General features: G+C 61.3%; 20 protein-coding genes and 2 tRNA genes. 10 read left to right on the top strand and 12 right to left on the bottom strand.

Annotated elements, in window-relative coordinates; all coding sequences use genetic code 11:
• Positions 1-56: 56 nt before the first annotated feature.
• From M0D68_RS21885 to M0D68_RS21900, 4 genes are all read right to left on the bottom strand, one after another.
• Positions 57-692, bottom strand: coding sequence for a riboflavin synthase (locus M0D68_RS21885; protein WP_054037332.1), 636 nt, complete (start codon positions 690-692; stop codon positions 57-59).
• A gap of 15 nt (positions 693-707) precedes the next feature.
• The gene (ribD, locus tag M0D68_RS21890) at positions 708-1,877 is read right to left on the bottom strand and encodes a bifunctional diaminohydroxyphosphoribosylaminopyrimidine deaminase/5-amino-6-(5-phosphoribosylamino)uracil reductase RibD (RefSeq protein ID WP_093639020.1); all 1,170 of its coding nucleotides are present in this window, start codon (positions 1,875-1,877) and stop codon (positions 708-710) included.
• Positions 1,878-1,947: 70 nt separating this feature from the next.
• Positions 1,948-3,231, bottom strand: a complete 1,284-nt coding sequence (gene hemL / locus M0D68_RS21895; RefSeq protein ID WP_200618095.1) for a glutamate-1-semialdehyde 2,1-aminomutase — start codon at positions 3,229-3,231, stop codon at positions 1,948-1,950.
• Positions 3,232-3,322: 91 nt separating this feature from the next.
• Positions 3,323-3,820, bottom strand: coding sequence for a hypothetical protein (locus M0D68_RS21900; protein ID WP_200618096.1), 498 nt, complete (start codon positions 3,818-3,820; stop codon positions 3,323-3,325).
• A gap of 249 nt (positions 3,821-4,069) precedes the next feature.
• Here M0D68_RS21900 and M0D68_RS21905 point away from each other — a divergent pair, with 249 nt between their 5' ends.
• The 3 genes from M0D68_RS21905 to M0D68_RS21915 all read left to right on the top strand — a co-directional run bounded on the left by M0D68_RS21905 (position 4,070) and on the right by M0D68_RS21915 (position 6,201).
• Positions 4,070-5,290 carry a Bcr/CflA family multidrug efflux MFS transporter gene (locus tag M0D68_RS21905; RefSeq protein ID WP_154559923.1) on the top strand — a complete coding sequence of 407 codons (1,221 nt, stop codon included), beginning with the start codon at positions 4,070-4,072 and terminating at the stop codon, positions 5,288-5,290.
• 188 nt (positions 5,291-5,478) lie between these two features.
• Complete coding sequence (locus M0D68_RS21910; protein ID WP_054037416.1) at positions 5,479-5,709, top strand: hypothetical protein; 231 nt, start codon at positions 5,479-5,481, stop codon at positions 5,707-5,709.
• Positions 5,710-5,796: 87 nt separating this feature from the next.
• Complete coding sequence (locus M0D68_RS21915; RefSeq protein WP_200618098.1) at positions 5,797-6,201, top strand: RidA family protein; 405 nt, start codon at positions 5,797-5,799, stop codon at positions 6,199-6,201.
• A 43-nt stretch (positions 6,202-6,244) separates the two neighbouring features.
• Here the strand turns inward: M0D68_RS21915 and M0D68_RS21920 are convergent, their stop codons facing one another.
• The 5 genes from M0D68_RS21920 to rph form a co-directional block, all read right to left on the bottom strand.
• Positions 6,245-6,703: a hypothetical protein gene (locus tag M0D68_RS21920; RefSeq protein WP_200618100.1), complete on the bottom strand. Its 459-nt coding sequence runs from the start codon at positions 6,701-6,703 to the stop codon at positions 6,245-6,247.
• 522 nt (positions 6,704-7,225) lie between these two features.
• Positions 7,226-7,315, bottom strand: a tRNA-Ser gene (locus M0D68_RS21925).
• A gap of 55 nt (positions 7,316-7,370) precedes the next feature.
• Complete coding sequence (hemW, locus tag M0D68_RS21930; RefSeq protein ID WP_200618106.1) at positions 7,371-8,600, bottom strand: radical SAM family heme chaperone HemW; 1,230 nt, start codon at positions 8,598-8,600, stop codon at positions 7,371-7,373.
• Complete coding sequence (gene rdgB / locus M0D68_RS21935) at positions 8,597-9,244, bottom strand: RdgB/HAM1 family non-canonical purine NTP pyrophosphatase (RefSeq protein WP_200618112.1); 648 nt, start codon at positions 9,242-9,244, stop codon at positions 8,597-8,599. Before rdgB ends, hemW begins: the two co-directional genes overlap by 4 nt.
• A complete protein-coding gene (gene rph, locus M0D68_RS21940; protein WP_054037414.1) occupies positions 9,237-9,977 on the bottom strand; it encodes a ribonuclease PH in 741 nt (246 codons plus the stop codon). Before rph ends, rdgB begins: the two co-directional genes overlap by 8 nt.
• A 256-nt stretch (positions 9,978-10,233) precedes the next feature.
• On the opposite strand from rph, the gene M0D68_RS21945 reads away from it, so the two are divergent.
• From M0D68_RS21945 to M0D68_RS21965, 5 genes are all read left to right on the top strand, one after another.
• Positions 10,234-11,157: a YicC/YloC family endoribonuclease gene (locus M0D68_RS21945; protein ID WP_200618113.1), complete on the top strand. Its 924-nt coding sequence runs from the start codon at positions 10,234-10,236 to the stop codon at positions 11,155-11,157.
• An 18-nt stretch (positions 11,158-11,175) separates the two neighbouring features.
• Positions 11,176-11,856, top strand: a complete 681-nt coding sequence (gmk, locus tag M0D68_RS21950; RefSeq protein WP_093639047.1) for a guanylate kinase — start codon at positions 11,176-11,178, stop codon at positions 11,854-11,856.
• 60 nt (positions 11,857-11,916) lie between these two features.
• Positions 11,917-12,120, top strand: coding sequence for a DNA-directed RNA polymerase subunit omega (gene rpoZ, locus M0D68_RS21955; RefSeq protein ID WP_006025620.1), 204 nt, complete (start codon positions 11,917-11,919; stop codon positions 12,118-12,120).
• Between the two features lie 91 nt (positions 12,121-12,211).
• A complete protein-coding gene (locus M0D68_RS21960; RefSeq protein ID WP_054037314.1) occupies positions 12,212-14,566 on the top strand; it encodes a bifunctional (p)ppGpp synthetase/guanosine-3',5'-bis(diphosphate) 3'-pyrophosphohydrolase in 2,355 nt (784 codons plus the stop codon).
• Positions 14,567-14,699: 133 nt separating this feature from the next.
• Positions 14,700-15,188: a phage protein NinX family protein gene (locus tag M0D68_RS21965; RefSeq protein ID WP_200618115.1), complete on the top strand. Its 489-nt coding sequence runs from the start codon at positions 14,700-14,702 to the stop codon at positions 15,186-15,188.
• 106 nt (positions 15,189-15,294) lie between these two features.
• Here M0D68_RS21965 and M0D68_RS21970 read toward each other — a convergent pair.
• Positions 15,295-15,371, bottom strand: a tRNA-Arg gene (locus tag M0D68_RS21970).
• Positions 15,372-15,491: 120 nt separating this feature from the next.
• Here M0D68_RS21970 and greB point away from each other — a divergent pair.
• Positions 15,492-16,070, top strand: coding sequence for a transcription elongation factor GreB (gene greB / locus M0D68_RS21975; protein ID WP_093639053.1), 579 nt, complete (start codon positions 15,492-15,494; stop codon positions 16,068-16,070).
• Positions 16,071-16,121: 51 nt separating this feature from the next.
• Here the strand turns inward: greB and M0D68_RS21980 are convergent, their stop codons facing one another.
• Both M0D68_RS21980 and M0D68_RS21985 read right to left on the bottom strand, forming a co-directional pair.
• Complete coding sequence (locus tag M0D68_RS21980; protein WP_200618116.1) at positions 16,122-17,270, bottom strand: porin; 1,149 nt, start codon at positions 17,268-17,270, stop codon at positions 16,122-16,124.
• A 530-nt stretch (positions 17,271-17,800) separates the two neighbouring features.
• Positions 17,801-18,049, bottom strand: a complete 249-nt coding sequence (locus M0D68_RS21985) for a hypothetical protein (RefSeq protein WP_093639059.1) — start codon at positions 18,047-18,049, stop codon at positions 17,801-17,803.
• Positions 18,050-18,494: 445 nt separating this feature from the next.
• On the opposite strand from M0D68_RS21985, the gene M0D68_RS21990 reads away from it, so the two are divergent.
• Positions 18,495-18,698, top strand: coding sequence for a cold-shock protein (locus tag M0D68_RS21990; protein ID WP_054037310.1), 204 nt, complete (start codon positions 18,495-18,497; stop codon positions 18,696-18,698).
• Positions 18,699-18,885: the final 187 nt, after the last annotated feature.

An 18,885-nucleotide genomic window follows, 5' to 3' on the forward strand; every position in this document is an offset into this window, starting at 1 on the left:
AGATAGGAGCCGTGAGGCTGGGCGGCGTCCGCAACGGACGCCGCCCGTCAAGCCGATTACTTCAAAGGCTGTTGTCCGTCCTGCGATGCCGAGAGCATCCGCTCCACATACCGCGCGATCAGATCGATCTCCAGATTCACCTGCGAACCCTCGCGCAGATTCTTCAGCGACGTCACCTGCACCGTGTGAGGAATCAGGTTGATCGAGAATTCGCAGCCGTCGTCGCGGTCCTGAACCGAGTTGACCGTCAGGCTCACGCCGTTGACTGTGATCGAGCCTTTGTAAGCCAGATAGCGGCCGATCTCGCGCGGAGCGAGCACGCGCAATTCATGCGATTCGCCGACCGGCGCGAAACGCGTGACCGTGCCGAGACCGTCCACATGGCCGGAGACGATATGGCCGCCGAGCCGGTCGTGTGCACGGAGCGCCTTCTCGAGATTGACTTCGCCCGGCTCGCCGAGACCGACGGTGCAATTCAGGCTTTCGCGCGACACGTCCACTTCGAATGAATGCGCGGCTTTTTCCACCACCGTCATGCAGGCGCCCTGGATCGTGATGCTGTCGCCGAGCTGCACGTCTTCGAGATCGAGGCCGCCGGCTTCGACGTTCAGGCGCACACCCGCGTCGCCATCCGTGCCGAGGGGTTTGACTGATTCGATGCGGCCCACCGCCGCGACGATTCCTGTAAACATCGTGCTAATCCTTGATCAATTCGAAGTTGGTTGGGGTGCGGGCTCGGTGCCGGTTTCGGGTGCCGGATCCGGCACGGCGCGGGGCACGAAGCGAGCAAGAATCCGCAGATCGTCGCCGATCCGGTCGACTGCGTGGAAGTTCAGTTGCGTGCGGCCGTCGAGCGTTTCGGGCGCGTTCAGATTGAACATGCTCATCGAGTCTACGCCAAGCAGGCTGGGCGCGAGATAGACCAGCAGTTCGTCGACGCAGCCTTCGCGCAGCAGTGAACCGTTGAGCTTGTAGCCCGCTTCGACGTGCAGTTCGTTGACGTTACGCTCGCCGAGTATTTTCAGCATGGCGGGCAAATCGACCTTGCCGGACGCGTTCGCCAGTTGCACGATCTCCGCGCCGCGATCGCGCAGTGCGGCGGCTCGCTCGGTGTGACGCTCGTCGAGATTGCCGCAGAAAATCAGCGTGGGTGCGCCGGCCAGAATCTGCGCGTCAGGCGGCACGTCGAGCTGGCTGTCGATCAGCACGCGTTGCGGCTGACGCGGCGTGTCGACGGCACGCACGGTCATGCGCGGATCGTCTTCCCTGACGGTGCCGATGCCCGTCAGAATCGCCGACGCACGGGCGCGCCACGCATGACCGTCGGCGCGTGCCGCTTCGCCGGTAATCCATTGACTGACGCCCGACGGCAAGCCGGTGCGGCCATCCAGCGAGGCGGCCACTTTCATGCGCACCCATGGGCGGCCGCGCGTCATGCGCGACACGAAGCCGATGTTCAGTTCGTGCGCTTCGTTGGCGAGCAGTCCGCAACGTACTTCGATGCCGGCGTCGCGCAGCATTTTGAGGCCACGCCCGGAGACTTGCGGATTCGGGTCTTCCATCGCCGCGACCACGCGCTCGACCTGCGCCTCGATCAGCGCGTTGGCGCACGGCGGTGTGCGGCCGAAATGGCTGCATGGTTCGAGCGTCACGTAGGCCGTGGCGCCGCGCAGATCATGGCCGCGCGAGCGCGCGTCCTTCAACGCGCGAACCTCGGCATGATCCTGACCGGCCGGTTGCGTGAAGCCTTCGCCGATCACCTCGCCGTTCTTGACGAGCACGCAACCGACGCGCGGATTCGGGTCGGTCGTGTACATGCCGCGCTTGGCTAGCGCGAGCGCGCGTTCCATATGGACGAAGTCGGTTTGCGAAAACATCGGTGTCCGGTCGGGTACGGTGGCTAGGCAGTATTGAACCTGGGGTCAGGGGTTGCGTGTCTTACCGGCTTCAGGCCGCGAGCGAGGCGAACGCGCCGCGCGCCGCGTCGATTGTCGCGTCGATAATCGCGTCGTCGTGCACGATCGACACGAAGCCCGCTTCATAGGCCGACGGCGCGAAGTACACGCCCGCGTCGAGCATCTTGTGGAAGAACGCATTGAAGCGCGGCACGTCGCTCTTTGTGACTTCGGCAAAGCTGGTCGGGACCGACTCGGTGAAGTAGAGGCCGAACATGCCGCCGAGCGAATCGGCCGCGAACGGCACCTTCGCTTCACGCGCGACATTGGCGAGACCTTGCGCAAGACGCGTGGTGCGGGCGGCGAGCGTGTCGTAGAAGCCCGGCGCCTGGATCAGTTGCAGCGTCTTCAGACCCGCGGCGACCGCGATCGGATTGCCCGACAACGTGCCCGCCTGGTAGACGCCGCCGAGCGGCGCGAGGTGAGCCATGATGTCGCGCCGGCCGCCGAAGGCCGCCGCCGGCATGCCGCCGCCGATCACCTTGCCCAGACACGTCAGGTCCGGCGTGATGCCGTAGACCTCTTGCGCGCCGCCCAGGGCGACGCGGAAACCGCACATCACTTCGTCGAAAATCAGCACCGAGCCGTACTCGGTGCACAGGCGTCGCAAGGCTTGCAGGAATTCAGGCGTGGCGCGCACGAGGTTCATGTTGCCCGCCACCGGCTCGACGATCACAGAGGCGATCTCGTTGCCGAACGCCTTGAACGCTTCTTCGAGTTCCGCGACGTTGTTGTACTCGAGCACTGTGGTGTGCTTGGCGATATCGGCTGGTACGCCCGCCGAAGTCGGATTGCCGAACGTGAGCAGGCCCGAGCCGGCTTTGACCAGCAGGCTATCCGCGTGACCGTGATAGCAGCCTTCGAACTTGACGATGCGGCTGCGATTCGTGAAGCCGCGCGCGAGACGCAGTGCGCTCATGGTCGCTTCGGTGCCGCTCGAGACCATGCGAACCTGTTCGATCGACGGGACCAGTTTGCAGATTTCTTCGGCGATTTCGATTTCGGATTCTGTCGGCGCGCCGAACGAGAAGCCGTTAGCCAGCACGCGCTGAACGGCTTCCAGCACTTCGGGATGGACGTGGCCGAGGATCATCGGGCCCCATGAGCCGATGTAATCGATATAGCGTTGGCCGTCCGCGTCCCAGAAGTACGCTCCTTCGGCGCGTTCGATGAAGCGTGGCGTGCCGCCTACCGAACGGAAGGCGCGGACCGGCGAGTTCACGCCGCCGGGGATGGTGCGCTGCGCGCGTTCGAAGAGGGTCTGATTATTGGACATGACGATGGCTGGAATTTGGGTTGCGCAGCGGCGCGGATAGCCCGGAAGCGGCTGGCGCGGCGCTGGGATGAGTACAGAAATTGTACCGGAGTCAGCGTGAAGAGGTTTTGGGTATGCCCATGCCGGCGGATGTGTCGAGCTTTGGCGGCTTGCGCTTGCCTGTGAGTTCGGCCCAGCGCTTCTCCAGCGCGCCTTCCGCCATTGGCTTGATCACGGTGCCTGAACTCTGCGCGTCCCATGTCTGCACCGAAAACGGATGCGTACGCAACATCTCGCGTGGAATCACGACACCCTCGTGTGCGTCGACCACCCAGTCGTAGACGAAGTCGATGCACAACCGGTAGCCGCGCTTCGTCGCCGGGTCGGGGACCTCGTACGGCGCGCGCGTTACGTAGCCCGAGCCGAAAATGCCCTTGGGTTCCTGCGCGACACGGTGCAGGAACACGCGGTCGCCCGGCAGGATGCTGCGGGCAAATCCGCAACCCCACACATCAGCCACCGCTACGCCTGCGGCGACCCGTTTCGCCACGTCGGGTAACTCGGGCCACGGCCATTTCTTGGGGCTCCAGATCAACAGGAAGGCAGTCATGACAAGGTCGGAACAGGGCAGTGTGGAAGGCGTAGCGGACAGGTTTGTGTCACGCCCCGAAGCGTTCTGGCGGCAGCTTAACCGATCGACGGCGCGCTTGTCGCGGAGCATGAACGGCCCGTGATCATTCGGACCTGGACGCATCGGACGGTTTGGCTGTCGCGTACAATCGAGGTCGTCAAGCTGCTGCTTTCCCTGTTTCACCGTGTGTCGCTGCCGATAAAGGCGCGGCGCTTCATCTGGATTCCCATGTCTCACGTCACCCGAAGCCGGCCCGATGGCCGGCTGATTCTGTTGCTCGGTGCGCTTGCCGCATGCGGGCCGATTTCGATCGATATGTATTTGCCGAGCCTGCCGACTATTTCGCAGGCATTCGCCATCAGCAACGGCGCCGCGCAAACCACGCTTACCAGCTTCATGTTCGGCTTTTCGATCGGCATGCTGCTCTATGGTCCGTTGTCGGATACCTATGGCCGCCGGCCCGTGCTGCTCGGCGGCATCATCATGTATGCGCTGGCAAGCGTGGCCTGTGCGCTGTCGTTTTCGATCGGATCGCTGGTGATATTCCGCTTCGTGCAGGCGCTCGGCGCGGGCGCGGCCTCGGTGCTGGCGCGCGCGATTGCCCGCGACGCGCACGGGCCGACCGATGCCGCGCGTGTGCTGTCGATGCTCGCCATCGTCACGTCGATCGGGCCGTTGCTCGCGCCGCTGATCGGCGGGCAGTTGCTGTTGCTTGGCGGCTGGCGTGTCGTCTTTATCGTGCTGACGCTGTTCGGTACGGTGTGCGCGGTGACCGCGTTCCTCAAGGTGCCGGAAACGTGGCCGCCCGAAAAGCGTGCGCATTCGGCGCTGCTGAAATCGTTCGGCGCCTATGGCAAATTGCTGCGCGATCCGGTCGCGTGGGGGCACATGCTGTGCGGCGGCATGGCGTTCGCGTCGATGTTCGCGTACATCACGGCGACGCCGTTCGTGTACATCGAATATTTCCATGTATCGGCGCAGCACTATGGCTTTCTGTTCGCGTTGAATATCGTCGGCATCATGTTCGGCAACTTGATGAATACGCGTCTCGTCGGCAGGCTCGGTTCGCTGCCGATCATTTCGTTCGCCGCGACCGTGAGTTGCATTGCGTCGCTGTTCGTCTGTCTCGTCTCGCTGACGGGGTGGGGCGGTTTGTGGTCGATCGTTTTCGGATTGTTCTTCGTGGTTGGCGTGGTGGGCTTGTTGTCCGCTAACTGCACGACCGATCTTATGCATCGGTATCCGTTGAATGCCGGCGCCGCCGCCGCTGTGTTCGGCGCGGTGCAGTTGGCGCTCGGCGCGTTGGCGAGCCTCGCCGTTGGACTCTGGCAGGATGGCTCGCCCAAGGGTATGGGCATCGTCGTGGGCGTCGCGGGCGTGCTGTGTTACGTCGGGCGGATTCTGGTAGTCAAATGGCACGGGATGAAGGTACCTGTCGCTGCTGTTTGACGGCATCGCGAGCAGGCATTCTTCGCTGAACGCGGATCATTGTTCCTTTGCCGAAACGCGCGGCATGCTTGCTTCTTCATCCTGTGCGAACAACGTGTCTACGGAAAACACCAGGTGTTGCGTGCGCGCGACCGTGCGTTTTGATTTGCGTTGCTATGATGGAGTCACTGTTCCTCGGAGCGGCAATCATGGCGATCAGAGATTTGATGAATGGCGAACGGCAACATGCTGCCTTCGCTGAAGCGCAGAAGCTGGCAGACAGCGGCGCCTATCACGATTACACAGACATCGAATACGTCTTGCGCTTTGATTACGGTTTGTCTGATGTATCGGCGCTGCTCGACAGTCAGCTGATGCATCGCGACCTGAATCGCCGTTGCGCCGATGCGCGTGAGAAGCTGGATGCGCTTAGCGTGTGACGCGTCTGACGTGGGCGGTGAGCGGCACGCAGCGTCCCGTGCATAGTCACGCGCCACCAAGGCGCCATCCACTTTGGAGTTGCATTCATGGCTGTTAGCCAGCACGCCCCGCATCTGCCGCACATGGACAATCCCGCTGGTTTGGCAAAGCCGGGTGGCCATTACAGTCACGTCGCGATCGCGAATGGTTTTGTATTCGTCTCGGGACAGTTGCCGATCAACGCACAGGGCGAGAAGCTTGCTGACGCCTCGTTCGAGGTCCAGGCCGAGCAGGTATTGGCGAATGTTCAGGCTGCGCTCGAAGGCGCCGGCAGCAGCATTGCGCAACTGGTGCAGGTGCGCGTCTATATCGCCGATGTCGAACACTGGGCGAGCTTCAATCAGATCTACGCGCGTTGGGCAGGTGAGGCACGGCCGGCGCGGGCCGTCGTGCCGGTTCCACACCTGCATTACGGGTTGAAGGTCGAGGTCGAGGCGACCGCGCTGGTTTAAGTCGTGGCCTGATTCGTTGCGATGCGATGCGATGCGTTGCGACTCAGTGAATGATGAGCCCGTTGAACTGGGCATTGCCCACGCCGGACGCGATATTCACGCCGACATTGCCGCTTACCGCCGCTAGTGAGCCAGCACCGAGTTTGGCGGAGGTGCTGCCCGTCACTTGCGCGACGGCATGCACATTCTGTTGCGAGGTGACCGAGGCTTGCGGTGTCGTGATGAGGATGATCTGGTTGGACTGAGCATTCAGCGCACCGGCTGAGATGTTCACGCCGATGTTGCCGCTTGCGCCTTTCAGCGTATTGGCGCCCAGGGTAGCGGCGGATGAGCCGACCTTCGCGCTGCCGCCGACGTCCTGCAGATTCGACAGCCTGGCCGAGCCGAATACCGCTGCGCTATCGTCGTCGGACAGCGCCGTTGGCGTGCCGGCGAGCGCGGACGATGCGCCCGCGCTCGCGGCAACCCAAATTAGTGCACAGGCTAAAGTACTGACTTTCATGAGCGACTCCCTGGCGTGCTGAGGCACAGATAGTCTTGATATCGACCATGGGAGCGAGATGTTGAGGGAGGGGTTCCCCTTAATGCGGGTGGTGCCGAGAGATTGACCGATACGAACTTGGCCGGGAATCAGCTCAGTCAGAAATTACCACCGCCCGCGGCCACCGTAATAACCGCCGACTCCAACACCCACGCTGACGCTCGGGGCGGCGTAGTAGCCGGGCGCATATCCGTATGCCGGGTAGCCGCCATAGGGCGGTGCAACGACACACCCGGTAAGGCCCACTGCGAAACCCATCGTTAACAGTAATTTGAGCATGGTTCCTCCCTTGTCATGAGTTGGAGGAGCCGGGCGCCGCGTTCGTTCGGGCTAGCTTGTGACGGCAAATTACGCAGCCTCGGTGCTAGCGGGTTTTATTTACAGTTGCTTACCCGTTCGACACATTGGACATTTGCCGATCGGCGGGTGCTTTGATGTGCAGAAGTGAAAAACGGGCCGATCGGCCCGTATTCATTGATTGTCTGGCGGAGGCGGTGAGATTCGAACTCACGGAAGGATCACTCCTTCGCCGGTTTTCAAGACCGGTGCCTTAAACCGCTCGGCCACACCTCCAAGCCCTAAATTGTAACCTGAAAAATCCTCGTTGCGGCACTCGGCGGAGCTGCAATCACTGCGGATCTTTCAGAAACAGCGCCTGCAGATCGTTCAGGAAGGCCTGGCCAAGCAGCGTTGGCGCGATCTTTTCGTGGTCGCGCGTAATCAGCTTGCGCCGTTCCGCCTCCTGCAAAGCCGGTTCGATGGAGGTCATCGAGAGCCCTGTGCGCTCGATAAAGCGATGCACCGGAAATCCTTCCACCAGCCGCAGCGCGTTCAGCATGAACTCGAACGGCAGATCGCGCGGCCCGACCTCGTTCTCTTCCTGCACTGCCGTGCCGGCCAATGCCCGCTCGATGAAGGTAGTGGGGTGCTTGTAGCGCACCTGACGCAGCACCCGGTTCGGAAACGACAGTTTGGTATGCGCACCCGCGCCGATGCCGAGATAGTCGCCGAAGCGCCAGTAATTCAGATTGTGCTTGCTCTGCCGATGCGGCTGCGCATACGCGGACACTTCGTAGCGTTCGTAGCCTGCGGCTGTCGTGCGTTCGTGAATCCAGTCTTGCATGTCGGCGGACGCATCGTCGTCGGGGAGCGCAGGCGGGAATTTCGCAAACAGCGTGTTCGGTTCCAGCGTCAGGTGATACAGCGACAAATGCGGCGGGACGAACGACAAGGCCGTCTCCACATCCGCCTGACACTCCGCGAGCGTCTGCTGCGGCAGCGCGAACATCAGATCGAGGTTGAAGTTGTCGAAGGTGTTTGCGGCCACTTCCACCGCGTGGCGCGCCTGCGTCGCGTCGTGAATCCGGCCGAGCGCCTTCAGATGCGCTTCATTGAAACTCTGGATACCCACCGACAGACGATTCACGCCGCTCGCCCGAAACTGCGCGAACTTGGCGGCTTCGAAAGTGCCAGGGTTGGCTTCGAGCGTGATTTCCGCGTCGGCGTCGAGCGGCAGCAATGCGCGGATGTCGGACAGCATGCGGTCGAGCCCCGCCGCCGACAGCAAGCTGGGCGTGCCGCCGCCGATGAACACGGTATGCACCTGGCGCCCCCACACGAGCGGCAACGCCATCTCGAGATCGGCGCGCAGCGCGTCGAGATACTCGGTCTCCGGAAACGTGTCGCCTTTCCATTCGTGCGAGTTGAAATCGCAGTACGGGCATTTGCGCACGCACCAGGGAAAGTGCACGTACAACGCCAAGGGCGGCAACGACGTCAGGCGAATGGCGCCCGGCGACGTGAAGGCCTTGATGACGCCGTTGCCGATATCGGCAGGCGCCGGTTTGATCGGAATCACGCTTCCTCCGTCAAACGCGCGAGCAGATGGCGCAAGGCAATCGCGCGATGGCTGCTGGCGTTCTTTACCGCCGGTTCGAGTTCCGCGGCGCTCGCATTCAGCGACGGCAGGAAGAAGTACGGGTCATAGCCGAAGCCATGCGCGCCGCGCGGCGCATCCAGCATTTCGCCATGCCAGCGGCCTTCGGCGATCAGCGGTTCGGGATCGTCCGCATGACGCACGAGCGCCAGCACGCAGTAGTAATACGCGCGCCGATCGGTTTCACCTTGCAAGGCTGAAACGAGCTGTGCGTTGTTAGCCGCATCGCTCTTTTCACCGCCGGCGAGTTGCGCGTAGCGCGCCGAATAAACGCCAGGCGCGCCGCGCAGTGCGCGCACGCACAAGCCGGAATCGTCGGCGAGGGCGGGCAGGCCGGTGAGCTTTGCCGCGTGACGCGCCTTGGTCAGCGCGTTTTCGACGAACGTCGGATACGGCTCTTCCGCTTCCGGCACGTTCAACTCGCCTTGCGGAATCAGCTCGATGCCGGCCGCGCCGAGCAGCGCCGCGAACTCGCGCAGCTTGCCCGCGTTGTTCGACGCCAGCACGACTTTCTTCAACGGCGAGTCAGGCGCAACTGCGACGTTGCCTTGACGAACTTCACTCACTCTTTTGCTCCAGCGCTGCTTTCTGCTTTGCGATCAGCGTGTTGATGCCATCGCTCGCCAGATCGAGCAGCGAATTCATTTCATCGCGCGAGAAAGGCACGCCTTCGGCCGTGCCCTGAATTTCGACGAAGCCACCCGCGCCCGTCATCACCACATTCATGTCGGTGTCGCATTGCGAATCTTCGTCGTAGTCGAGATCCAGCACCGGCAGACCGTCGTACACGCCGACCGAAATCGCCGCGACGTAATCGGTAATCGGCGAGCTTTCGATGCGGCCCGTAGCCAGCAATTTGGCCACGGCATCATGCGCCGCCACGAATGCGCCCGTGATGCTGGCCGTGCGCGTGCCGCCGTCGGCCTGGATCACGTCGCAATCGATATGCAGCGTGCGCGCGCCGAGCTTCTCGAGATCGAACACCGAGCGCAGGGCGCGGCCGATCAGGCGCTGGATTTCCTGGGTGCGGCCGGTTTGCTTGCCGCGCGCGGCTTCGCGGTCGCTGCGGGTATGCGTGGCGCGCGGCAGCATGCCGTATTCGGCGGTCAGCCAGCCCTGGCCGCGGTCGCGCAGGAACGACGGCACGCTCTCGGCAATGCTCGCCGTGCAGATCACCTTGGTGTCGCCGAACTCGACCAGCACCGAGCCCTCCGCATGCTTCGTGTAGTGACGCGTGATGCGCACGTCGCGCAGCTGATTGGCCTGGCGGCCGCTGGGGCGTTGGGTGTTGTCGGTCATGTTGGGATTGGTCTGGAAGAAGAGCAGGGGGAAACCGCGATTTTACCGCCGATCGCGTCGGGCGCGGCGCGGCCTGTCGATCGGACGGCCGCCCGCATGTGCCGGGGCTTTGCGCGGGGTAGTACTTCGCGCGTATGAAGCGGCCTTGTCGGTAAAAATGGGATAATACGGATTCTCCGCCCCGCGTCTCGTACACGCCGGGCGATTCGACTCTCCGGCCATCGTCAAACGCATGGCCACAATCGCGAGAAATACGATGATCTACAGCATGACTGGCTATGCGAGCGCCACGCGCGAACTCGTCCCGGCCTCAGGCACAGGCGGCGTGAGCGTATCGGTCGAATTGCGCACGGTGAACTCGCGCTTTCTCGATCTGAACTTCCGGATGCCGGAAGACGTGCGCGTCTGCGAACCGACGTTGCGCGAAATGCTGATGAACAAGCTTTCGCGCGGCAAGGTCGACATCCGTATCAACCTGCAACGCAGCGAACAGTCGGCTAACGCGGGCTCGGTGAATCGCGAGGCGCTGACGCAACTTGCGCTGCTCGAGCGCACGGTGCTGTCGACGTTCCCGGAAGCAGGGCGCCTGCGCACCGGAGAGATTCTGCGCTGGCCGGGCGTGCTGGCCGAAACCGGCGTAGCGCCGGACGTGCTGCGCGATGCGGTGCTCGCATGTGGCAAGCAGGCGATTACCGATCTGATCGACGTGCGTGCCCGCGAAGGCGCGCAACTGGCGGCGGTGCTGCTCGCCAACGTCACCGAGATGGAAACGATCGTCACGAAGATCACGCCGCTCGTGCCGGAACTGATCGCCAAGCATCAGCAGAAGATCGTTGAACGTCTGCAGGAAGCGCTGGGTATCGCCGCGCCCGACACGACGGCAACGAGCGTCTCGCGCGAAGAAATCAACGAACGGATTCGCCAGGAAGTCACGATGTACGGCATTCGCATCGACATCGCCGAAGAACTGTCGCGCCTCACGGCTCACCTGAACGAAACGCGTCACGTGATCGAGAAGGGCGGCAAGGTCGGCAAGCGGCTCGACTTCATGATGCAGGAACTGAATCGCGAAGCGAACACGCTCGGCTCGAAGGCGGCGGCGAAGGAACTGGCCGATTCGTCGATGACCCTGAAGCTGCTCATCGAACAGATGCGCGAGCAAGTACAGAATCTGGAGTAAGGCAGGAGCCCCGAGAACATGACCGACCACACACGCGAAACCAGCGCACCGCGCAACCCTTACGCCGGTGCTTATCCCGGCAACCTGTTCATGGTGGTCGCGCCTTCGGGCGCGGGCAAGTCGACGCTCGTGAACGCGCTGCTCGCCGGCGACGACGCGATCCGTCTGTCGATTTCGTACACGACGCGCCCGCCGCGCCCGAAGGAGCAGGACGGCGAGCACTATCACTTCACGACGGTCGACGATTTCCTGACCCGTCACGCGGCTGGCGAGTTTCTGGAAAGCGCGGAAGTGCACGGCAACTACTACGCCACTTCGCGCGTGTGGATCGAAGAACAGATGAAAAGCGGCCATGACGTGCTGCTCGAAATCGACTGGCAAGGCGCGCAGCAGGTGAAGAAACAGTTTCACAACGCTGTTGAAATCTTCATCTTGCCGCCGTCCCTGGACGCACTCGAAGAGCGTTTGAAAAAGCGCGGCCAGGACGAACCGAACGTGATCACGCGCCGTCTGCTCGCAGCCGGCAGCGAGATGGCGCACGCGGCCGAAGCGGAGTACGTCGTGATCAACGACAACTTCGAACGCGCGCTCGGCGAACTGCGCTGCCTCGTGGCGGCGACGCGTTCGCGCTTCGCCTCGCAATACGCCCGTCACACGCAGCTTTTCGTGCAGCTTGGCATTCACCTGCCACACGCGTGAACGCGGCGGCATGTCGAGCACATAAGGTAGAATAAGCAACATACTGAGAAGGAACCCAACATGGCCCGCATTACCGTCGAAGACTGCCTCAAACAGATTCCGAACCGTTTCGAACTCGCGCTTGCCGCGACCTATCGCGCGCGTCAGCTCGCACAAGGTCACACGCCGAAGATCGAAAGCCGCGACAAGCCCACGGTCGTCGCATTGCGCGAAATCGCAGCTGGCCAGGTTGGCGTCGAAATGTTGAAGAAGGTGCCTGTCTAAGGCGCACCCTTCCGTTTTCGATTGCCCCATTGCCATGTAATTGCATCAACGTACAGACCGGCGTCCAACCCTAACCGCTACGGAGGCGAAATTGAGTGCTACCCCGCCCACCGCCACGGAAGTGGAACACGACGCCGATTCGCCCTCGTCTGCACGGAAGTACATCGACGCGGTCCTCGAACAGTCGTTTCGCCATCTGTTCGGGCCGACCGCCACGCCGGAGCAACCGCGCCGGCATGACGTCGTTTCGATCGCCAAACTGACAGGCGTTCTGTCCGGTTATCTGCAGCCGGAAGAAATCAAGGATATCAAGGCGGCGTTCCATTTCAGCGACGAAGCCCACCTTGGCCAGTATCGCCAGAGCGGCGAGCCCTACATCACCCATCCTGTTGCCGTCGCAGAAATCTGCGCCGGCTGGAATCTCGACGCCCAGTCGATCATGGCGGCGCTGCTGCATGACGTGATGGAAGACCAGGGCGTGACCAAGGCCGAACTCGCCGAGCGGTTCGGCGCGAAGGTCGCGGAACTGGTCGACGGCTTGTCGAAGCTGGACAAGATGGAGTTTCGCAATCGCGAAGAGGCGCAGGCGGAAAACTTCCGCAAGATGCTGCTCGCGATGGCGCGCGACGTCCGCGTGATTCTGGTCAAGCTCGCCGACCGGCTGCACAACATGCGCACGCTGGGTGCGGTGCCGCATGAAAAGCGCCGCCGCGTGGCGCGCGAAACGCTGGACATCTACGCACCGATCGCCCACCGGCTTGGCCTGAACAATACCTATCGCGAGCTGCAGGACCTGAGCTTCGCGAACTTCAACCCGCATCGCTACGCCACGCTCGAAAAAGCCGTCAAGGCCGCGCGCGGCAACCGGCGTGAAGTGGTTGGCAAGATTCTGGAGTCGGTGCAGCGCGCGATTGCCGACGCGAAGCTCGACGCCGAAGTCACCGGCCGCGAGAAAACCATCTTCAGTATCTATAAGAAGATGCGCGACAAGCAGTTGTCGTTCTCGCAGGTGCTCGACGTGTATGGCTTCCGCGTGGTGGTCGAAAGTGCGCTGGAGTGCTACACCTGCATCGGCGCGCTGCATGCGCTCTACAAGCCGGTGCCGGGCAAGTTTAAGGATTACATCGCGATCCCGAAGGTGAACGGCTATCAGTCGCTGCACACCACGCTGGTTGGCCCGTTCGGCGCGCCGATCGAGTTCCAGGTGCGCACGCGCAAGATGCACGAGATCGCCGAAGCGGGCGTCGCCGCGCACTGGCTGTACAAGAATGGTGGCGCGGATCTGAACGATGTGCAGAAGCGCGCGCACCAGTGGCTGAAGTCGTTGCTCGACATTCAGAGCGAAGCGGGCGATTCGAGCGAATTCCTCGAGCACGTCAAGATCGATCTGTTCCCGGATGCGGTCTACGTGTTTACGCCGAAGTCCAAGATCATGGCGCTGCCGCGCGGCGCCACCGCACTCGACTTCGCGTATTCGATCCACAGCGATCTGGGCAACCAGTGCGTCGCAGTGAAGATCAACAATGAACTCCTGCCGCTGCGTACCGAGCTGAAGAGTGGCGATATCGTCGAAGTCATTACGGCGCCCTATTCGAAGCCGAATCCAGCGTGGCTTGGATTCGTGCGTACCGGCAAGGCGCGTTCGGCGATCCGCCACTACCTGAAGACCATGCGTCTGAACGAGTCCGTGCAGCTCGGCGAGCGCCTCGTCGACCAGGCGCTGAAGGGCTACGGGCTGGCGCTGTCGGACGTCACGCCGGAAGCGTGGGAAAAGCTGGTGCAGTGGACGGGCAATAAGAACCGTCAGGAAATCTTCGCGGATATCGGCCTCGGCCGCCGTGTCGCTGCGGTCATGGCCAAGCGCATCGAAGTGCTGATGAGCGGCCGCGATGCCGACGACGACGGTTCGCGCGACGGCACAGCGTCGCATGCGCCGCCGGTCGTTATCACTGGTACAGAAGGTATGTCGGTGCAACTGTCCGCGTGCTGCCGTCCGATTCCGGGCGACGACATCATGGGCTACATCGGCATCGGCCTCGGCATGGCGATCCACACCACGGACTGCCGCGTTGCGCAGCGTATCCACCGCCGCGATCCGGGCCGCTGGATCGACGTGGCATGGGCGCCGCAGCCGGGGCGTCTGTTCGACGTCGCGGTGAAGGTGCTGGTCAAGAACACCAAGGGCGTATTCGCCCGCGTGGCGGCCGACATCACATCGGCGGATGCGAACATCGTCCACATCGCGATGGACGAGGACCTGTCGCAGGAATCCACGGTGCTGCGCTTTGTGATCCAGGTCAGCGATCGCGTCCATCTCGCCAACGTCATGCGCCGCGTGCGTACGAATCCGGACGTGATGCGTATTGCGCGCGAGCGGCCGAGCGAGGAAGGGCATCACCGTCACGACGGCGGGATGCGAATCGACCGCGAGCGCGCGGATTACTGATCTGACGGCCGGCTGGGTCTGCTCGACTACACATTGACGTCTGCTTGCCTCGGGCGGCTTCAGGCGGCCTTTGTTCGAATCTGAACGCACCTGCCAGCCAGCGAGTCTCACCGGAACTTCAGGGAGAACGCTTATGAACGTAGCTGACCTCACCGGCGTGGCGCTCGATTATTGGGTGGCGCGCAGCCTGCATGACTTCGTGCGCGAAATCTACTTTACCGATAGCGGCGAAACCGTCTCGATCCGCGGCAATGACCGCGGCCGCCCGTGGGATGGCCGTTTTACGCCTTCCGCGTCGTGGGAAGCGGCCTCGGCGGTATTGGAGCGCGCGCAGCGGCTGGAGGTGCGTGAGCGGACCGATCATGGCGCGGCACATTGCATCGCGGAGTTCGAAGGCGGCCATCGAACCGTGGAAGGGCGGGGAGACTCGTTGCGGATCGCGCTGCTGCGGGCGTTTGTTGAAAGCCGTTTCGGCGCAAGTGTGGGCGAGGTGTTGTGGCAGGCGCAGGCTGTGGCTGGCGAGCGCGCGGCGCTGATCGGCGAGGAATCGGCGGAAAGGCCGTTCGCGGATGTGCCGAGTCCCGATGGGCAGATCGGTGATATTCAGTCGATACCGCGGTAGCCGCGGTGACGCCGCCAAGGCTTGAGGGGCTGGCCGGGTGGACCGGTTAAAGCAGAACCGGTCACGCAAAAACAAAGGGCCTTCCGATCGGAAGGCCCTTCATAGGTGGTGCGGCTGGCAGGATTCGAACCCACGACCCCTTGGTTCGTAGCCAAGTACTCTATCCAACTGAGCTACAGCCGCACGCAGAAACGAGATTATAGCAAAGGTTTTCAAAAAGGGAAGCATGTAACTGCGATTTGTCTCATTGCCCTGATCGTGTACCCTTGATAGGCAGTCGTTTGCTGCGGTTACCGGATCATCATGAACAAGGCCTTTGTCAAAGAGTCGAGCGAAGAGAATGACGACGATCTCGACGTCGCCCAGCCCGAAATCCCCCCGGGTACAAAAAACTACATCACGCCCGCCGGCTACCGGCGGATGCGCGATGAATTGCTGCATCTGATCGATGTCGAGCGGCCGGAGGTGGTCAGACTGGTGTCGTGGGCGGCCTCGAACGGTGACCGCTCGGAAAACGGCGACTACATCTATGGCAAACGCCGTTTGCGAGAAATCGATCGGCGGATTCGTTTTCTGACCAAGCGTCTCGACATCGCTGAAATCGTCGACAGCAGCAAACAGGAAAACGTCGATCAGGTTTTCTTCGGCGCGACCGTGGAATACGCGACGGAAGATGGCGAGGTGCATACGCTGACAATTGTCGGCGTCGATGAGGTCGACCTGGATGTCGGCCACGTCAGCTGGATCTCGCCGATCGCGCGGGCACTGCTCAAGGCCAAAATCGGCGATACGGTGACGTTGTACACGCCGGCCGGCCCGCAGCCGATCGACATCCTGGACGTCAAATATCCCCCGCCCGATACCGGCGGCGGTGCAGCATAAAAAAAGGCGCCGCGAACGGCGCCTTCGATACTGCAGGTGTTGCCAACTGCTTTAGAAGCGGTGACGCAGACCTGCGGTTACAGCGACTTGCTTGTTGTTGCCCGAAGCGCCCAGACCGTTGATGTCTGCATCGACGACGGCGTTTTCGTTGACTTGCTGGTATTCGCCTTGCAGGTACACGTCCGTACGCTTGGACAGCGCGTACGCGGTTTGCAGGTTGAACTGGTTCCAGTGCGGACGCGTGCCGGCCAGGCTTGCACGGGTGTACGTGTACGAACCGGCGATGCTCACTGCCGGCGTCAGCGCGTAGCGAGCGTTAGCTTCGAAGTTCTGGAAGTGAGCGCTGCTGCCGCCGAAGCCGCCGATACCGCCTGTTTGACCCGATGCGCCTGCACCGATGCCAGCCAGACCCGACAGATTCGTTTGCGAGTACACGAGGCCGACGGTAGCCGGGCCGAATGCATAGTTAGCACCTGCGCCCCACGTTTGCTGGCGAGCAGCAAAGAACGTGTTGTCGCTCGACACTGCGCCGCCCGAATTGAACGCTGCAGCTGCGCCAGTTGCGCCGTTGCTGTTCAGTTGCAGGTAAGCAGCAGCGAGGTTCAGGCCGCCCCAGTTATACGATGCGCCCGCGCTGTAAGCACGGTTGTTGGCGAAGCCGTCAGCCTGGTTCGAGAAACCGTACATGCCGCCGAACTTGAAGCCGCCGTAGTTCACGCTCTGGTACTTGACCGAGTTGTTGACGCGGAACGAGTTGTTCAGGTTGTCGTTATCGAACGGATGCGCGAACTGCGTGCCGCCGTATTGCGTGCCGGTCAGTGCCAGAGGGCCCACGTAGTCGACCATGCTGTCGTATTGACGGCCGAGGGTCACGGCGCCGAACTGGTCGCTCGTCAGACCGACGAACGCTTGACGACCAAATTCGCGGCCACCTTGTTTCAGCGTGCCGTCATTGATGCCGAAGCCGTTTTCCAACGTGAAGATGGCCTTGAGACCGCCACCGAGGTCTTCAGAACCACGCAAGCCCCAACGGCTGCCGTTCACCGAGCCGCTCGTTTCTTGCCAGTTGCTGTGGCCGTGCTGGTTATTGGTATAGGTGATGCCGGCGTCGATCAAGCCATACAGCGTGACGCTGCTCTGGGCATGCGCTGCCGTTGCAAAAACGCCCGTGAGGGCCGCGACCATGAGAGTCTTTTTCATCTTGTAACTCCGAGAGCTAGAGTGGGCGTTGAACCCAGGCTTAAGGAGACCATCACGCGGGCGCTGCGAGAGGCGAAATCCGCATGAGAAGCGCGCTGTACAGCACGCGCGCCGGTTTCCGGTTACGCAGAGTGTAGAGAGACGCTTGCAAAGCGGATGTTCCGATTTTCGCAATAAAGTATTACTGGATATGAAACGATATACGAATACCGTTTAAGCCTTGCTGATAAAGGCTTGCAGCGTTATTGAGTGGGGGGTGAGAGGGGAGTCAACTGAATCGCGTTGCACATTTGCTACAGCAATCGATGCAAAAAAACAACGCAATAAATCGTAAAAAAGGATTGTTGTCGCTATAGCAATAGATGGTTGTCGATTATGCGAATAATCGATTTCGACTAAGCCGTTATACTGAAATCTCTGCTTTCCGAAGCAGACTTTTTCGTTGACGAAAAAGATCTCCAAACCTTTGTCGGCGCGACTTCCCAGTCGCGCTTTTTTTTGCCTACCGATTGTGGATTCGACGGCGTTAGTCAGTGCGCCGGCGCGGCACCGTCCACATCACTCCAGTCGGTTGCCACCGAGACACTCCAGTCTTCCATCACGTAGCGACGCGCATCCATGGGGGACGAGAGCAGGTTTTGCCAGTGGTCCCCATGCCACATGGGATCGACTTCGAAGGCCGAGGGTGACGGGGCGGCCGGCTCGGATTGCGCGGGAACTGTCCTTCTGTGCGATTGGGTGAACCAGGCGATGAGGCGACGGAATTCATTGAACAGCATGGCAATCTCCTGACGCGCATTACTTCTCGGTACTGATTTCCATCATGCTGGCATGAGTGCGGCGCAACAACTCGGACAAACACTTACTGAAAACATCCTTTGTTACATATTCGCGTGGGCATGCCGAAATTTTTTCCGATATCGCTGATGGGTGATATCGAGCGAGTAATATTGACGTGAAAAGTTATCCGGTTTTTGCTGAATATGCTGTTGGAATTCCTCTGATTCATTTGGCATTGACTTATCGCGCGGCGTGCTAAGTGAATATGCAAAATTCGCTTGACGTTGATTCTTCGTTCCTCGTATAACAGCAAAGCTGAATTTCAATTGCCAGATATGGAAGTGCTGAGGGCTTCACAAATGCCCGATCGCGGATGAAATGGCCAGGAAATGCAGTTTGAGGGCAATGCCCCGATTTTGATAAATCCTCGAGGGAAGCTGGAATATGGAAACTGGTATTGTTAAATGGTTCAACGATGCTAAGGGCTTTGGCTTCATTACATCGGATTCGGGTGGCGAAGACCTGTTCGCGCACTTTTCGGAGATCCGCACTGAAGGCTTCAAGTCGTTGAAGGAAAGCCAGCGCGTCTCCTTTGAGGTCAAGGCAGGCCCGAAGGGCAAGCAAGCGGCGAACATTCAACCGCTGTAAGTCGCACCGCGCTGCTCTGAGTATGTCGCCGGGCAGCCTGATCGCCGGAAAGCCTCCGCAAGACGCGGAGGCTTTTTTTATGGGCATTGGTTATTATCATCGCGGCATACGCGATTAACTACCTGGTTCGAATTAATCTGGGGAAGATTAGGGGCGTAAAATTTCGCCCTGGAATCTAAAATCGCCA

Source organism: Paraburkholderia sp. SEWSISQ10-3 4 (assembly GCF_030464785.1).
In the GTDB taxonomy this organism is placed as follows: Bacteria; Pseudomonadota; Gammaproteobacteria; order Burkholderiales; family Burkholderiaceae; genus Paraburkholderia; species Paraburkholderia aspalathi.

Excerpts from the sequence above, each read along its gene's own strand:
- M0D68_RS21885 (WP_054037332.1), bottom strand. The coding sequence starts at position 692 with ATGTTTACAGGAATCGTCGCGGCGGTGGGCCGCATCGAATCAGTCAAA.
- ribD (WP_093639020.1), bottom strand. The coding sequence starts at position 1,877 with ATGTTTTCGCAAACCGACTTCGTCCATATGGAACGCGCGCTCGCGCTA.
- hemL (WP_200618095.1), bottom strand. The coding sequence starts at position 3,231 with ATGTCCAATAATCAGACCCTCTTCGAACGCGCGCAGCGCACCATCCCC.
- M0D68_RS21900 (WP_200618096.1), bottom strand. The coding sequence starts at position 3,820 with ATGACTGCCTTCCTGTTGATCTGGAGCCCCAAGAAATGGCCGTGGCCC.
- M0D68_RS21905 (WP_154559923.1), top strand. The coding sequence starts at position 4,070 with ATGTCTCACGTCACCCGAAGCCGGCCCGATGGCCGGCTGATTCTGTTG.
- M0D68_RS21910 (WP_054037416.1), top strand. The coding sequence starts at position 5,479 with ATGGCGATCAGAGATTTGATGAATGGCGAACGGCAACATGCTGCCTTC.
- M0D68_RS21915 (WP_200618098.1), top strand. The coding sequence starts at position 5,797 with ATGGCTGTTAGCCAGCACGCCCCGCATCTGCCGCACATGGACAATCCC.
- M0D68_RS21920 (WP_200618100.1), bottom strand. The coding sequence starts at position 6,703 with ATGAAAGTCAGTACTTTAGCCTGTGCACTAATTTGGGTTGCCGCGAGC.
- rph (WP_054037414.1), bottom strand. The coding sequence starts at position 9,977 with ATGACCGACAACACCCAACGCCCCAGCGGCCGCCAGGCCAATCAGCTG.
- M0D68_RS21945 (WP_200618113.1), top strand. The coding sequence starts at position 10,234 with ATGATCTACAGCATGACTGGCTATGCGAGCGCCACGCGCGAACTCGTC.
- gmk (WP_093639047.1), top strand. The coding sequence starts at position 11,176 with ATGACCGACCACACACGCGAAACCAGCGCACCGCGCAACCCTTACGCC.
- rpoZ (WP_006025620.1), top strand. The coding sequence starts at position 11,917 with ATGGCCCGCATTACCGTCGAAGACTGCCTCAAACAGATTCCGAACCGT.
- M0D68_RS21965 (WP_200618115.1), top strand. The coding sequence starts at position 14,700 with ATGAACGTAGCTGACCTCACCGGCGTGGCGCTCGATTATTGGGTGGCG.
- greB (WP_093639053.1), top strand. The coding sequence starts at position 15,492 with ATGAACAAGGCCTTTGTCAAAGAGTCGAGCGAAGAGAATGACGACGAT.
- M0D68_RS21980 (WP_200618116.1), bottom strand. The coding sequence starts at position 17,270 with ATGAAAAAGACTCTCATGGTCGCGGCCCTCACGGGCGTTTTTGCAACG.
- M0D68_RS21985 (WP_093639059.1), bottom strand. The coding sequence starts at position 18,049 with ATGCTGTTCAATGAATTCCGTCGCCTCATCGCCTGGTTCACCCAATCG.
- M0D68_RS21990 (WP_054037310.1), top strand. The coding sequence starts at position 18,495 with ATGGAAACTGGTATTGTTAAATGGTTCAACGATGCTAAGGGCTTTGGC.